We start from the raw sequence: 14,574 nt of genomic DNA on the forward strand, positions 1-14,574 counted from the left end.
GTGAGGCATTGTCGGGGGTTCCCCGTGTCCCGGCGCAGACATCGTGGTCTATAGGAGGGGCTCGGACCGTTGTTCAGTCGTGTCGCCATCGTCAATCGTGGTGAGGCCGCCATGCGCCTCATCCATGCCGTACGGGACATCGCCGCGGAGACCGGGACGCGGATCGAGACGGTCGCGCTGCACACCGACGTCGACCGCACCGCCACGTTCGTCCGCGAGGCGGACCTGGCCTACGATCTCGGGCCCGCGTCCGCGCGCCCCTACCTCGACCTGGACGTGCTGGAGCGCGCCCTCGTCGAGTCGGGGGCGGACGCCGCGTGGGTCGGCTGGGGCTTCGTCGCCGAGGACCCGGCGTTCGCGGAGCTGTGCGAGCGGATCGGCGTGACCTTCGTCGGGCCGAGCCCGGACGCGATGCGCAAGCTCGGCGACAAGATCGGCGCGAAGCTGATCGCCGAGGAGGTCGGGGTGCCGGTCGCGCCCTGGAGCCGCGGCGCGGTCGAGACCCTGGACGCCGCGAAGCGCGCGGCGGCCGAGATCGGCTACCCGCTGATGCTGAAGGCGACCGCGGGCGGCGGCGGGCGCGGCATCCGCGTGATCACCGACGAGGCCGAGCTCGCCGACGCCTACGAGCGCACCAGCCAGGAGGCCGCGCGGGCGTTCGGCAGCGGCGTCGTGTTCCTGGAGCGCCTGGTCACCGGCGCCCGGCACGTCGAGGTCCAGGTGATCGCGGACGGCGCGGGCACGGCGTGGGCGCTCGGCGTCCGCGACTGCTCGGTGCAGCGGCGCAACCAGAAGGTCATCGAGGAGTCGGCGTCGCCGGTGCTCGACCCCGATCAGGCCGCGGAGCTGAAGGCGTCCGCCGAGCGGCTGGCCGTCGCGGTCGGGTACCGCGGCGCGGCGACGGTCGAGTTCCTCTACCACCCGGGCGACCGGCTGTTCGCGTTCCTCGAAGTCAACACGCGCCTCCAGGTCGAGCACCCCATCACCGAGGCGACGACCGGGTTCGACCTGGTCAGGGCGCAGCTGTGGGTGGCGTCCGGCGGACGTCTCGAAGGGGACCCGCCGGTGGAGCGCGGGCACGCGATCGAGGCCCGGCTGAACGCCGAGGACCCCGACCGCGACTTCGCGCCCTCCCCCGGCCGCGTCGCCCGCCTCGACCTGCCCGCCGGGCCCGGCGTCCGGGTCGACACCGGCGTCCGCGCGGGCGACACCATCCCCGCCGACTTCGACTCGATGATCGCGAAGATCATCGCCTACGGCCGGGACCGGGACGAGGCGCTCGGCCGCCTCCGCCGCGCGATGGCGCAGACCACCGTGATCATCGAGGGCGGCGCGACGAACAAGAGCTTCGTGCTCGACCTGCTCGACCGGCCCGAGGTGATCGGCGCCACCGCCGACACGGGCTGGATCGACCGCGTCCGCGGCGAGGGCGGGCTCGTCGCGCACCGGCACTCCGGCGTCGCGCTGATCGCCGCCGCCATCGAGACATACGAGGAGGACGAGCGCGCCGAGCGGCAGCGGCTGCTGGCGACGGCGTCCGGCGGGCGCCCGCAGGTGCGGCACGAGAGCGGCCGGCCGCTGGACCTCAAGCTCCGCGGCGCCGCCTACCGGCTGCGCGTCGCGCGGGTCGGCGCGCACCGCTTCCGCGTCGGCATCGAGGCCGGCGACGGCTCCGACGGCACGGTCCGCACCGCCGTCGTCGAGCTCGACCGCTTCGACCGGCACACCGGGCAGATCGTCGTCGACCGCGTCCGGTACCGGCTGGTCACCGGCACGCACGGGCCCGTCCACCTGGTCGAGGTGGACGGCGTCACGCACCGGGTCAGCCGCGACGAGGGCGGCGTGGTCCGCTCGCCCGCGCCCGCGCTGGTCGTCGCGACACCGGCGAAGGTCGGCGCGGAGGTCGAGGCGGGCGCTCCGGTCCTGGTGCTGGAGAGCATGAAGATGGAGACGGTGCTGCGGGCGCCGTTCAAGGCGCGGCTGAAGGAATGCGTCGTGTCCGTGGGCAGCCAGGTGGAGACCGGGGCGCCGCTGCTGCGGCTGGAGCCGCTCGCCGACGACGCCGAGGACGGGGCCTTCGCGCAGTCGACGGCGACGGTCGACCTGGACCTGTCCGCCGCGCCCGCGACGTTCTCGGCGCGGGAGCGCGCCGCGCACGGCCGGGAGGAGCTGCGCAGCCTGCTGCTGGGATTCGACGTCGACCCGCACGACGACGGCCGCGTCCTGGACGACTACCTCGACGCCCGCCGGACGGCCGCGGAGAACGGCCACCGGCCGCTGGCGGACGAGCTCGCCCTCGTCGAGGTGTTCACCGACCTCGCCGAGCTGAGCCGCAACCGGCCGGGCGGCGGCGGGGACGGCGCGGGCGGCGACGGCACCGGCGACGGCAGCCACGTCCACAGCGCCCGCGAGTACTTCCACACCTACCTGCAGAGTCTCGACGTCGACCGGGCCGGGCTGCCGGACGGTTTCCAGGCCAAGCTCGCCAAGGCGCTCGGGCACTACGGCGTCACCGGGCTGGACCGCTCGCCCGGGCTCGAATCGGCCGTGTTCCGCGTGTTCCTCGCCCAGCAGCGCACGTCCGCCGACACCACGGTGATCGCGACGCTGCTGCGGACCTGGCTGCGGGAGCCGCCGCCGGAGCAGGCGCTCCGCGAGCCCGCGGGCCTCGCGCTGGAACGGCTGGTCGCCGCGACGCAGGTGCGCTTCCCTGTCGTCGCCGACCTCGCCTACGGGGTGGTGTTCGCGTGGTTCGCGCAGCCGCTGCTGCGCCGCAACCGCGCCCGCGTGTACGCCGACGTCCGCCGGCACCTGCGGCACCTGGACGCCGACCCCGAAGCGCCGGACCGCGCCGACCGCATCGCCGAGATGGTGCGCAGCACCGAGCCGCTGGTGCGGCTGCTCGGCCGCCGGATCGTCCACCGGGACCGCCAGGACCGCGACAACGCGGTCATGCTGGAGGTGCTGACCAGGCGCTACTACGGAAACAAGGGCCTCACCCGCGTCCGCACGCGGGAGGTCGCGGGCTGCTCGTTCGTGGTCGCGGAGCGCACGGGCTCGTCCGTCGTGTCCGCCGCGGTGAGCTTCGAGACGCTGGGCGACGCGCTGCGCGGGCTCGCGGAGCTGGCGAGCGGCGAGGACGCCCCCGGCGCCCACACGGACGCCGACATCTACCTCTCCTGGGAGCGCCAGCCGGAGGACTTCGACGCCATGGCGGCCGCGCTGCACGAGGTCGTCAACGCGCACCCGCTGCCGCAGCGCGTCCGCAGGCTCACCGCCACCGTCGCGGGCAGCGGCGGCGCGGTGATGCACCACCACTTCACGTTCAGCCCGTCGCCCGGCGACGGGATGGCGGAGGAGCGGCTGATCCGCGGGCTGCACCCGTACATCGCGCAGCGGATGCGGATGGAGCGGCTGCACAAGTTCGACCTCACCCGGCTGCCGTCGTCGGACGAGGAGGTCTACCTGTTCCGGTGCGTGGCGCGGGAGAACCCGTCCGACGAGCGGCTCGTCGCGTTCGCGCAGGTCCGCGACCTGACCGAGCTGCGCGACCACGACGGCAGGCTGCTCAGCCTGCCGACCGCCGAGTACACCATCGCCTCCTGCCTCGACTCGATCCGCAACGCGCGGTCGCGGTGGCCGTCGAAGAAGCGCCTCAGCACCAACCGGATCGTGATCTACGTCTGGCCGCCGAGCGGCATCACCCGCGCGGAGCTGGAGGTGATCGCCGGGCGGCTGCTCGCGATGACGCCGGGCGCCGGGCTGGAGGAGCTGGAGATCATCGCGCGGCGGCGGGACCGGACGACCGGCGAGCTGCGCAAGGTCGCCGTGCGCGTCTCGTTCGACGCGACCGGGGGCACGGAGCTGACCATCGGCGAGCCGTCCGACGAGCCGGTCGAGCCCGTCGACGACTACCGGCAGAAGGTGCTCCGCGCGAGCAGCCGCAACACCGTGTACCCGTACGAGCTGACCGGCATTCTCGGCGATTTCGTCGAGCACGACCTGGCCCCTGCCGAAGAGGGGGACTACGCGCTCGTGCCGGTCGACCGTCCGAAGGGACGCAACACCGCGGCGATCGTCGCCGGGGTGGTCACCACGCCGACCCGGCGGCACCGGCAGGGCGTCACCCGCGTCGTGCTGCTCGGCGACCCGACGAAGTCGCTCGGCGCGCTGTCCGAGCCGGAGTGCCGCCGCGTGATCGCCGCGCTGGACCTGGCCGAGCGGATGCGGGTGCCGCTGGAGTGGTACACGCTGTCGTCCGGCGCCCGGATCTCCATGAAGTCGGGCACCGAGAACATGGACTGGGTGGCCGCGGCGCTCAAGCGGATCGTCGAGTTCACCCAGCGCGGCGGCGAGATCAACATCGTGGTCACGGGCATCAACGTCGGCGCGCAGCCGTACTGGAACGCCGAGGCGACGATGCTCATGCACACCAAGGGCATCCTGGTGATGACGCCGGAGTCGGCGATGGTGCTCACCGGGAAGCAGGCGCTCGACTTCTCCGGCGGTGTGTCCGCCGAGGACAACTTCGGCATCGGCGGCTACGACCGGGTCATGGGCCCGAACGGGCAGGCGCAGTACTGGGCGCCGCACCTGGTCGCCGCCCGGGATGTGCTGATGGCGCACTACGACCACACCTACGTCGCGCCAGGCGAGGACGGTCCGCGCCGCGCGCCGACGACGGACCCCGTCGACCGCGACGTGTCCGACTACCCGCACACGATGGAGGGCAGCGACTTCACCACCGTCGGCGAGATCTTCTCCGCCGAGGCCAACCCGGACCGCAAGAAGCCGTTCGACATCCGCACCGTGATGCGCGCCCTCTCCGACCAGGACCACCCGGTGCTGGAACGCTGGGCGGGCATGGCCGACGCCGACACGGCGGTGGTGCAGGACGTCCACCTCGGCGGCATGCCGGTGTGCCTGCTCGGCATCGAGTCGCGGGCCGTTCCGCGGCGCGGCTTCCCGCCCGCCGACGGCCCCGACGCCTACACCGCCGGGACGCTGTTCCCGCTGTCGTCCAAGAAGGCGGCGCGGGCGATCAACGCGGCCAGCGGCAACCGTCCGCTGGTGGTGCTGGCGAACCTGTCCGGCTTCGACGGCTCGCCGGAGTCGATGCGGAAGCTGCAGCTGGAGTACGGCGCCGAGATCGGCCGCGCGATCGTGAACTTCCGCGGGCCGATCGTGTTCTGCGTCATCTCGCGGTACCACGGCGGCGCGTTCGTGGTGTTCTCCAAGGCGCTGAACCCGGAGATGACCGTCCTCGCGCTGGAGGGCTCGTTCGCGTCGGTGCTCGGCGGGGCGCCCGCCGCCGCGGTGGTGTTCGCGGGCGACGTCAACGCCCGCACGGCGGCGGACCCGCGCGTCCGGGACCTGGAGGCCCGGGCGACCGCCGCGGCGGGCCCGGAGCGCGCCGCGCTGAACGCCGAACTCGACGAGCTGCGCACCTCGGTCCGCGCGGAGAAGGTCGGGGAGGTGGCCGCGGAGTTCGACCGCGTCCACGACATCCGGCGCGCGGTCGAGGTCGGTTCCGTCGACGCCGTCATCGGCGCCGCGGAACTCCGCCCGCGCATCATCGCCGCGATCGAACGCTGACGACCTGCAAACAAACCTGCATAAGCGGGAAATCCGCGCCAATCTCACTGATCATAACAGATCAGAATCATTACCTTACTCTGCGTCGAAACTGCTACTTATAGGTGTCATTCGCTTCTCATCCGTCACGCATATGCACTAGAGTCCCGTGCCCAGGCGTGCCGCGGACGGCTCGTCGCCCTTGCCCGCTCTCCGACGGCTGCTCCCACGGCCACCTCACGAGGAGGTCACATGCACGGGGACCTGGAAAACCTCTACGAAGCCCACGCACATCGCCTGTACGCACACTGCTGGTCGCTGGTCGGCGACCAGGGCGCGCCCAGCGCGCTCAAGGACACACTGAACCAAGCCGCACAGCACCCTCCGCCCGGCGAGACGGTGCTGTGGCTGCACCACCTGGCCCGCACCGTCTGCACCGAGCGCGGAGCGTTCAGCCGCCACAGCCGTCCCGTCTTCGCCGAGGCCGACATCGACCCGCTGCTGAGCGCGGCGCGGAACCTGCCCGCCGACCACCGCGAGGCGCTGCTGCTGTCCGCCGGCGAGTGGCTGGAGGTCCGCGACATCGCCCGCGTCCTGCGTCTCTCGACGGGCGCCGTGCGCGAACGCCTGCACGAGGCGCGCACCGCGCTGGAACGCGTCGTCCTGGACGCCCTCATGCGCGGCACCGCCGACCCCGCCAAGCACATGGACGTCATCGCGGCGTTCGAGAGGGGGCGGCTCCCGAACCTCCTGGCCCGCCGCGCGCCCGCCTTCGCGCCCGCCCCGGTGCGCGACTACGTGCTGGGCGACCAAGCGCTGGACGGCCACGAGCCGAACACCCACGCGCTGGACGACGACGCGCTGGGCGAGCACCTGCTGAACGGCGACGTCGAGCTCGGCCACGCGCCGTCGGTGCCCGTCCCGCCCGCGGTGCCCCCGGACCCGACCCGTCCGCTCGTCGTGATCGGCTCCGGCGCCGAGCCCCTCCCCGACCTCCCCGACCTCGGCGGACCGGATCGCGCCCGCCGCCGCAGAGCCGCACTCAAGGGCGTCGGCGGCGTGGCCGGGGTGGCCGCCTCGATCGCGGTCGGCCTGATGATGACGTGGCCGTCCCCCGACGACGGCACGGTCAACGCCCTCGGGCCCCCGCCCGACACCAACACCAGCCCCGGCGGCCCCGCCCCGGGCGGCGGCGTCACCGAGGAGCCGAGCACGCCGAAGCCGCCGTCGGACGGCGGCCAGCGGAACGCCGCCCCCGCCCCGGCCCCGTCGACCGAGAAGCGCACCCCCGCGACCGAGAAGCCCTCGGACCCGGGCGGCGGCGAGACCGACCCGACGACGCCGCCGGCGGACGACACGCCGTCCTCGCCGCCCACCTCTTCGCCGCCCGCGCAGGAGAGCCCGTCCCCGCCCGCGCAGTCCCCGCCGCCCGGAGACCGGGAGGACGGATCGGACTCGGACGGCCCGCTGGACCCGGTCACCGACATCATCGGAGGCGTCACGTCCCCGATCCTCGGCGGCCTGACGGGCTAGCGCCGACCCGTCCGGCCACCGTCCACCGCCACCGGCCGCCGGACGCCCGAACGATCAGCCGGGACCGCGTTTCCGAACGCGGCCCCGGCTTTTCGGCGCCTACGGCCGGAACGTCAGGCGTTCTCCGTGGAGAGAGGGCCGGTCGGCTTCACCCTCGTCGCAGGGCGCTCGGATTCGCGCCGCGTGAGCACCAGGGGGCCGTCCTCGGTGATGGCCACCGTGTGCTCGGAGTGGGAGGTGCGCGAGCCGTCGGCCGAGCGGATGGTCCAGCCGTCGGGGTCGTAGACGATCCGGTCGGTCGTGCACGCGAACCAGGGTTCGAGCGCGAGGGTCAGGCCCGGACGGAGCGTGAGGCCGCGCCCGGCCCGGCCCTTGTTGGACACGTGGGGCGGCTCGTGCATGGTGCGCCCCAGGCCGTGGCCGCCGAACTCGTCGTTGACCCGATAGCCGTAGTCGCGGGCCACCGCCCAGATCGCCGCCGAGATGTCGCCCAGGCGGTTGCCCGGACGGGCCGTCTCGATCGCCGCCTCCAGCGCTTCCTCGGTGGCGCGGACGATCCGGAGGTCCTCCGGTGCGGCGGTCCCGACGATGACCGTGCAGGCCGAGTCCGCCACCCAGCCGTCGATGCTTACCGCGAGGTCGGCGCTGAGCACGTCCCCGTCCCGCAGCGCGTAGTCGTGCGGCAGCCCGTGCAGGACGGCGTCGTTGACCGACAGGCAGATCACATTGCGGAACGGGCCGTTGCCGAAGGACGGCGCGTAGTCCCAGTAGCACGACTGCGCGCCGCGCCGCTTGATCATGGCGCGGGCGTGGTGTTCCAGGTCCAGGAGGTTGACGCCCACCGCGGCGCGCCGCCGGACCTCGGAGAGCACTCCGGCGACGAAGCGCCCGGCCACGTGCATGCGCTCGATCTCCGCGGCCGTCTTCAGCTCGATCACGCGTATCCTCACCTACGGGTTCCGGTATTTCTATACCGAAACTCTAGCGCTTGACGGTATAGAAATACCACCCCTACTCTGGGCGCATGGTCCGCCAACCGCTCACGCCCGAACAGATCGAAGCCGGCAGGCGCCTCGGCGCCCTGCTGCGCCACGCGCGAGCGGAACGCGACCTCGCGGACGTCGCCCACGCCGCCGGCATCTCCCCGGAGACCCTCCGCAAGATCGAGACCGGCCGCCTCCCCTCCCCCGGCTTCGGCACCATCGTCTGCCTGGGCGAAGCCCTCAACGTCCCCATGCAGGACCTGGCGGCCATCTGGCGCGGCAACCCCCACCCACTGGAAGCCGCCTCCTAACCGCAGAACCCCCTCGGGCCACGGCATTTAGGTGTGTCTGAAATACGGTCGGCTTGGACACAGGACGGCTGCCGTCACCCAGCCCCAACAGCGGCGATGACCAGCCGCAAATGCAACTGTTCTGATCATGGCTTAGTGATCACGGTTTATGGATGTCCGATTCCCGTCCGGACGACGCCCTGCGCAACCCCGCGCTGTTAGCCTGCGTCCGACTTCACCTACCGCGTCCCCTTCCGAATGGGAGCGAACATGGGCGACCCGGGGGGTCAGCCGAAGCAGGCGGACCCGCAGCGGATCAAGCAGCACGCAGGCGACATCAGGTCCGATGTCATTCCCCTGGTGAAAAAGGCCGGAGACACCCTCACCAAGGACGGCAACTACAACCTTGAGGGCGGAGACTTCAGCATCACCTGCACGTCGATGGCCCTCGCGTACCCGATCGCGATCCAGTTCGCCTTCGAGGACGTCAAGATGCTGATGACCACCGCGAAGGACTACGCCGAGAAGATCGAGCGGGCAGCGGGAATTTACCGGCAGTCCGATCTCCAGAGCAAGATCTAGCCCTCCGCAGAGCATCAGCGGCGGTTCAACGAAAGGCATGCGAAATGGGTGACCCAAGCGGCCGGCCCGGAGGGAACCAGAGCCAGTCACCGGCACCGCGCTCCCAAAGCCAATCGCCCGCACCCCGCGCCCAGGCGACAAGCAACGCGCACTCCAAGGGGATCAAACAGGGCGCCGGTGCGGGTGCCCTCGGCCTCGGCGGAGCGCTCATCGCCGGGGCGACCGGCGGCTCGATCGTGGGAACGGCAGAGAGCCTGATGGCGGCGGCCACCGAGATGGCGGGAGCCGCCGGCCTGGTCCTGCCGCCGGGACTCATGGTCGCCTTCCTGTTCAAGGAGTCCACCGGGAAGACGACGAAGCTGGAGGTCAGCGCACGGACCTGGACCGACGCGGCCCAGCAGCTCCACCAGGCGGCCCAGGAGATCGCCCAACTGGTCCAGGACATCCCGGGCGAAGCATGGACCATGGACGACCGGCCGCTATACGAGAGCCACGTCGCGGACTACCGGCAGCAGCTCGACTCCCTGGGCACCTACTGCACCGCCGTCGGCTCCTCGATCATGGGTGTGGCGTGGGCGCTGTTCACCTACTCCGTGTTCGCGATGGGGATGGCCGTGTACCTGAGCGCCCTGGCCGTCGCCGCCGCGGCCGCGCTGGCCGCCTCCGCGACCGGCATCGGCGCGGTGGGCGGCGCGCCGGTCTATGCCCAGTGCATGGGCCTCGCGGGAACGGCCCTGGCGATCACCGGCGGGGCGACCGGCATTCTCGCCGCCGCCGGGATGATCGGCGCGGCGGTGCTGGGAGGCGGTGCGCTGCTCACCGCCAACTCGCAGGAGAACAACGGTGCCGAGAACGCCTTCGGCGCTCTCCAGAAGGCGGTCGTCACCGGTTCGGCCGGCGCCGCCGCCAACCTCACGCAGAATGCCGCGAACAGTGGCCTCAATTTCGTGAACAGAAGTGGTTCGCAGATGTTTCCGCTGGCCGGGGTCGATCTGGACGCCGACCGGGACATCGACAAGACCTGGAACGTCGGAGGCGGCGTCAAGGGCACCACGCCGGGCGGCGCGGCCGAGGGCGAACTCGGCTACCACGCGAAGATCAAGGACGGCAACCTTCAGGGCCAGGAGGTTGAGGCCAAGGGGAAGTTCGCCGTTCCGGGAGGATTCAACGTCGGCGGCGGCGGAAAACTCGAATGGGATGAGAACGAGAATCTCAAGAACAAGTCGTTCAATGTAGGAGCGGAGAATCCGGCAATCGGCTCGGGCGCCGAATACGAGGGCACCTTCGATCAGAAGAACGACTACAGCGACAAGTACAACGTCAACACGCCGATCTTCAACAGGACCGACGGCAGCTTCGAGAAGAAGAAGGAAGACCCGCCGCCCCCATGGGATCAGGACCTGTGAACCTTCCTCGCTCGGCTCCGGCGCGGCGCCGACGGCCCGCGCCGAGGCCAAGAGGCTGAACCCATCAGAGGGATGAAGTGAACCGCCCGGTCATATGCTTCCGGTACCACTCGACGAATTCTTGCTGGTACTCCATGTAGCGGGAATGCACGTCCGCGTATCCCGGGTAGGGGTCGGGCACGGCCTGGAGTGGCGGCGGAGGGGTGTAGGGCGAGTCGGGCCACGGCCGGTGGTAGTCCTCGTCGATCGTTTCGGCGATGGCGGCCGCGAGGATCAGCGTCCTGAGGGGTTGCGGCGCGTCCGGGGAGATCTCCACGACGGGGTTCCCGCCTCGCCTTCGCGCCCACACGGTACCGTTCTGGCCTATGAACCGGGTCGTGTCCACGTTCGGGTCGTGGTTCAGTTCCTGGGGCATCGACGGCATCGCGAACCGGAACACGACATCGCAGAGCGCTTCACCGGCCTGGTCTCGCAAATGGCGCCTTCCGCCGATCACGCCCATCCCGTCCGGGTCGACGTCGTCTTCTGACGGCCTCGGGAACTTGTAGTGATCATCGGTCAGGTATCCCGCCACTCGGCCGCCCGGCTCGACGACGGCGCAGTGGGGAACGTACGGATTGCCGACGATCTTCTCCGCCCTGTCGACGAACAGGACCGCCGAATTCCACGCGTCCGTGACCACCACGGTGATCCGCGGAACATAGCGGCGAAGGGCAGGCTGGCGGCTCAACTGCGGACCCAGTTTGGCGGCCTTGCGCATCTTCTTGAACCCGCTCTCCTGGGGCGTCTCTCCGACCGAGACCGGGGAGACGTTCGCGACCGTCTCGCCGGTGTTTGAATCGGTCACCCGATAATGCAGATCCTGCGGGAGTGAATCCACGCCGACTCGGGAGATCTCCAGAAGACCGGCCATAGCCGCTCGTCCTCCTGTCCGTGGGAGCATGCCTTCGGCAGGCTATCGCGATTCGTGCTGGCCATTGCCCGAAGTGCCGGAGGCTCCATAAATGGTTCACCCGGGCTTCTCGGACGGTGTCCGAGAAACCCGGGTGGGTAAGAGGGTCACGGGCATTGGCTACGCGCTCGGAGGAACGTCGAGCGTTCGTCGATGCTCCGCTTGGCGGTTACGGAATCGGTCACCCGTGGCTGGCGCGCAGGCCCGCGCCGCAGTACTGGTCCTGCTTGTTGATGGCGCGGTACGGGCAGTCCGCGTATTCGGCCAGAACCAGCAGCGGGTCGCGGTTGATCTGGGTGAGCGACTCGATCTGCGAGGGCGCCGGGTAGAAGCTGCCGCCGCCGAGCTCGAACGTGTAGGAGAAGATGCGCTGGTCTCCCCACAGCCAGTCGTCGGAGCTGCCGTCGGTGATGTAGAGGTCGCTCGACTGTTCGGGTGTGTAGCGGTTGAAGCGGGCGACCTCGACGCCGATGGTGCGGTGCGCGGCCTCCTCGTCGGCCGACATCGCGCCGGGCACGGTGTTGGCGGTGGTGTAGCCGAACGGCCACAGCACGAGGTTCGCCACGGAGTGGATGTCGAGGAACATCCCGATCTGCTGTTTCCCGCCGACGACCCGGCTCTTCACGAAGTTCTGCACGGCCCGGATCTCGGGCGCCGACGCCGGCGACGGGCCCCGGTACGTCTCGCTGGACGGGGTGCCGGACGAGCCGCCGCAGCATCCCCACTTGTAGTCGTAGTTGCGGTTGAGGTCGACGCCCTGCCGGTTCTTGCGCCACATGCGGCCGGCCTGGGTGTCGCTGGTCATGTCGTAGATCTGGCCGTCGGGGTTGAGGATCGGGATGATCCAGAACTCCCGCTCGTTGACCAGCTTGGTGATCCGCGCCGTGGAGTTGTACTCCTTGGTGAGGATCCCGATGAAGTACAGCGCCTGCTCGTTGGTGAGGCGCTCGCGGGCGTGGATGTTGGCCTGGTAGAAGACCTCGGGCTCGGCCTCGTCGGTCGCCACGTTGTCGCTGATCTTGACGCCGACGATGTCGCGGCCCTCGTAGGACTTGCCGATGCTGAACTTCTTCGCGATCTGCGGATAGTTGGCGACGACCTGGTCGAGCTCGGCCATCGTCTCCGCGTGCGTGTGGTACGACTGCGCCGACGCGGCGTGCCGGGGGAAGGCGCCGAGCGGGCTGACGCCGAAGCCGAGCCGCTTGATGGCGGCGACCTCGGCCGGGATGGCGCTGACCTCCAGCCCGCCCGCGGCGGGGCGCACCAGGTCGATCGCGGCGCCGGTGCGGGCGACCTGCGTCCGCTGTGCGGACGTCTCGGGGCCCGTGACGAGGAAGCGCTTCGCGGTCTCGGCGGGGGCGGCGGGCGCTCCGGCGACCGTCGTCGGGGCGGCGGACGCGGTGGTCCCGACGACGGTCAGGGTGGCCGCGCCCAGGCAGACCGCGACGAGGGCCGCCTTGAGGTTACGTGTTCTCATCGGTTCGTTCTCCTCAGCCGACCGGCCGGTACGGCGATCCGGGGAGCGCGGCGCCCTCGGGGATGCCCGCGAGCTTCCACGCCGCGTAGGCGGCGGCGTTGGTGGCGTGGCCCATCACCGACGACTCGATGTTGTTGATGTCGTCGCAGCGCGCGTGGTAGCAGGGGTCGTTGCCGCTGGCGATGCCGCTGACCTGGATACCGGCGTTCTTGAACGAGGCGTGGTCGGACCGCGCGCCGATGTTGAACCCCTGGGTGGGGAGGTTCTTGCTGCGGAAGTACTCGGTGAACGTCGCGCTCAGGCTCGGGGTGTCGGTGTAGACGCCCCAGGTCCGGGTGCCCTTCGCGCCCACCATGTCGAAGTTGAGGTAGGCGTTGATCTTCGACCGCTCCGCGGCGGGCAGCTGCTGGACGTAGTACTTCGAGCCGATCAGGCCGAGCTCCTCGGCGCCCCACCAGCCGAACCGGAGCCGCTTGGTGGGCTTGGCGTTGGCGCGGGCGACGGCGAGCGCGGTCTCCAGGACGGCGCTGGAGCCGGAGCCGTTGTCGTTGACACCGGGGCCGGCGGGCACGCCGTCGAGGTGCGCGCCCAGGAAGACGACCTGGTTGGGGTCGCCCTGCGGCCAGTCGGCGATCAGGTTCCAGCCGGTGGCACCCTGGTAGGTGAAGGACTGCAGCGTGGTCTGGAATCCGGCCGCGTCCAGCTTCGCCTTCACGAAGTCGGCGGAGGCGCGGAAGCCGGGCCTGCCGTGCGCGCGGTTGCCGCCGTTGGAACTGGCGATGGTCTGGAACTGCTGGGCGTGCGCCATCGAGTTGGCCGCGGGGATGTCCGGCGACTGGACGGAGACGGCGGCGGGGGGCGGCGCGGGCTGCGCCACCGCGCCGGTGCCGGGGAGGCCCAGCGTCGCGGCGAGCAGGCCGGCGCCGATCGCGGCGGAGCCGAGGACGCGCTTGCGTTTCATCATGGGGGTTACCTGACCAATCGGATCTGTGTTCCGGGGGGAGCGTGTGCGGGGGGACTGTCCGGCGGGCAGGCAGGGAGCCCACGGTGGGCCGCTGCCTCGAAGGGCCGGGGCGGTGTCGGGGGCGTCGGCCTAGAAGGCCGGTCGCGGTCGTCGGGCGGTGGCCGCGGCCCGCCGGGCGGCGGGCCGGTGCCGGTTCCGGTTCAACGGTTCCGCGACGTTCGGGGGAACGCCGGTACCGCCGCCGGGGTGGCATGGGCGCCATCCGGCAGTGCTCTTCTGCGCATTCGTCGTTGCCTCCAGCGGGGGGACTCCGGCGCGTGCGCACCAGAGGGAGGATGACGCTGAACAGTATGCGCGGGCATTGGCCTCGTAAAGAGCAATGTGTGACGAACTTCGGGCCCCGCCGTGATTCCGGGCGGCGTTTCAGGTGGTCATGGGCGGGAACGCCGTCCGGCAGCGGTCACTACAGCTAATAGAAAGGCGCGTTCCCGCCTCTTGAATGTGAATGAAGGCGGTTGAAATGAAACGTTTCAAGGCGTTGCCCGATTTCATGATCCACAACTCTCGGCGGGGGTCGCGGTCCGCCGGCGCCCGTTGCCGACCTCGGCATTTTCTCGGCACCCAGGGCCGGAACGGCATAGTCAATGAAACGTTTAAAGCGATGTCAATGCATGGTCAATGGGAATGCCTGCCAGGCCGTTCCATGACCGCCTCTGGTCACGGTCTATGGCTGACCAATGGTTCGGTTGGATCATCTTTCGGTCCTGACTTCTCATCTTGCGGGTCCTGACTCGGCCGCGGATGCGATTCGGG

The 14,574-nt window shown here is 70.8% G+C and carries 9 protein-coding genes; 5 read left to right on the top strand and 4 right to left on the bottom strand.

From position 1 onward, the window contains the following. Nucleotides 1-69: 69 nt before the first annotated feature. Together ACH34T_RS39175 and ACH34T_RS39180 are read left to right on the top strand one after the other, a co-directional pair. Nucleotides 70-5,595: a carboxyl transferase domain-containing protein gene (locus ACH34T_RS39175; protein ID WP_396026057.1), complete on the top strand. Its 5,526-nt coding sequence runs from the start codon at nucleotides 70-72 to the stop codon at nucleotides 5,593-5,595. A gap of 231 nt (nucleotides 5,596-5,826) precedes the next feature. Further along, nucleotides 5,827-7,107 (top strand): sigma factor-like helix-turn-helix DNA-binding protein, encoded by a 1,281-nt coding sequence (locus tag ACH34T_RS39180; RefSeq protein WP_396026058.1) that lies wholly within the window; start codon nucleotides 5,827-5,829, stop codon nucleotides 7,105-7,107. 113 nt (nucleotides 7,108-7,220) lie between these two features. Here the strand turns inward: ACH34T_RS39180 and map are convergent, their stop codons facing one another. After that, nucleotides 7,221-8,045 (bottom strand): type I methionyl aminopeptidase, encoded by an 825-nt coding sequence (gene map / locus ACH34T_RS39185; protein WP_396026059.1) that lies wholly within the window; start codon nucleotides 8,043-8,045, stop codon nucleotides 7,221-7,223. A gap of 86 nt (nucleotides 8,046-8,131) precedes the next feature. Between map and ACH34T_RS39190 the strand changes: the two genes are divergently transcribed. The 3 genes from ACH34T_RS39190 (at nucleotide 8,132) to ACH34T_RS39200 (ending at nucleotide 10,368) form a co-directional block, all read left to right on the top strand. Further along, nucleotides 8,132-8,401 carry a helix-turn-helix domain-containing protein gene (locus tag ACH34T_RS39190; protein ID WP_396026060.1) on the top strand — a complete coding sequence of 90 codons (270 nt, stop codon included), beginning with the start codon at nucleotides 8,132-8,134 and terminating at the stop codon, nucleotides 8,399-8,401. 249 nt (nucleotides 8,402-8,650) lie between these two features. After that, complete coding sequence (locus tag ACH34T_RS39195; protein ID WP_396026061.1) at nucleotides 8,651-8,962, top strand: hypothetical protein; 312 nt, start codon at nucleotides 8,651-8,653, stop codon at nucleotides 8,960-8,962. A gap of 44 nt (nucleotides 8,963-9,006) precedes the next feature. Then, nucleotides 9,007-10,368, top strand: coding sequence for a hypothetical protein (locus ACH34T_RS39200; RefSeq protein WP_396026062.1), 1,362 nt, complete (start codon nucleotides 9,007-9,009; stop codon nucleotides 10,366-10,368). Between the two features lie 64 nt (nucleotides 10,369-10,432). Here the strand turns inward: ACH34T_RS39200 and ACH34T_RS39205 are convergent, their stop codons facing one another. The 3 genes from ACH34T_RS39205 to ACH34T_RS39215 form a co-directional block, all read right to left on the bottom strand. Then, nucleotides 10,433-11,281, bottom strand: coding sequence for a hypothetical protein (locus ACH34T_RS39205; RefSeq protein WP_396026063.1), 849 nt, complete (start codon nucleotides 11,279-11,281; stop codon nucleotides 10,433-10,435). Nucleotides 11,282-11,501: 220 nt separating this feature from the next. Beyond that, nucleotides 11,502-12,797, bottom strand: coding sequence for a M14 family metallopeptidase (locus ACH34T_RS39210; RefSeq protein ID WP_396026064.1), 1,296 nt, complete (start codon nucleotides 12,795-12,797; stop codon nucleotides 11,502-11,504). Nucleotides 12,798-12,810: 13 nt separating this feature from the next. Further along, on the bottom strand, nucleotides 12,811-13,761 hold the full coding sequence (locus ACH34T_RS39215; RefSeq protein ID WP_396026065.1) for a M20/M25/M40 family metallo-hydrolase: 951 nt from the start codon (nucleotides 13,759-13,761) through the stop codon (nucleotides 12,811-12,813). Nucleotides 13,762-14,574 lie beyond the last annotated feature (813 nt).

It is taken from the genome of Actinomadura sp. 9N215, assembly GCF_044326345.1.
Taxonomy (GTDB): Bacteria; Actinomycetota; Actinomycetes; order Streptosporangiales; family Streptosporangiaceae; genus Spirillospora.

Excerpts from the sequence above, each read along its gene's own strand:
- ACH34T_RS39205 (WP_396026063.1), bottom strand. The coding sequence starts at position 11,281 with ATGGCCGGTCTTCTGGAGATCTCCCGAGTCGGCGTGGATTCACTCCCG.
- ACH34T_RS39210 (WP_396026064.1), bottom strand. The coding sequence starts at position 12,797 with ATGAGAACACGTAACCTCAAGGCGGCCCTCGTCGCGGTCTGCCTGGGC.
- ACH34T_RS39190 (WP_396026060.1), top strand. The coding sequence starts at position 8,132 with ATGGTCCGCCAACCGCTCACGCCCGAACAGATCGAAGCCGGCAGGCGC.
- ACH34T_RS39200 (WP_396026062.1), top strand. The coding sequence starts at position 9,007 with ATGGGTGACCCAAGCGGCCGGCCCGGAGGGAACCAGAGCCAGTCACCG.
- ACH34T_RS39195 (WP_396026061.1), top strand. The coding sequence starts at position 8,651 with ATGGGCGACCCGGGGGGTCAGCCGAAGCAGGCGGACCCGCAGCGGATC.
- ACH34T_RS39180 (WP_396026058.1), top strand. The coding sequence starts at position 5,827 with ATGCACGGGGACCTGGAAAACCTCTACGAAGCCCACGCACATCGCCTG.
- ACH34T_RS39215 (WP_396026065.1), bottom strand. The coding sequence starts at position 13,761 with ATGATGAAACGCAAGCGCGTCCTCGGCTCCGCCGCGATCGGCGCCGGC.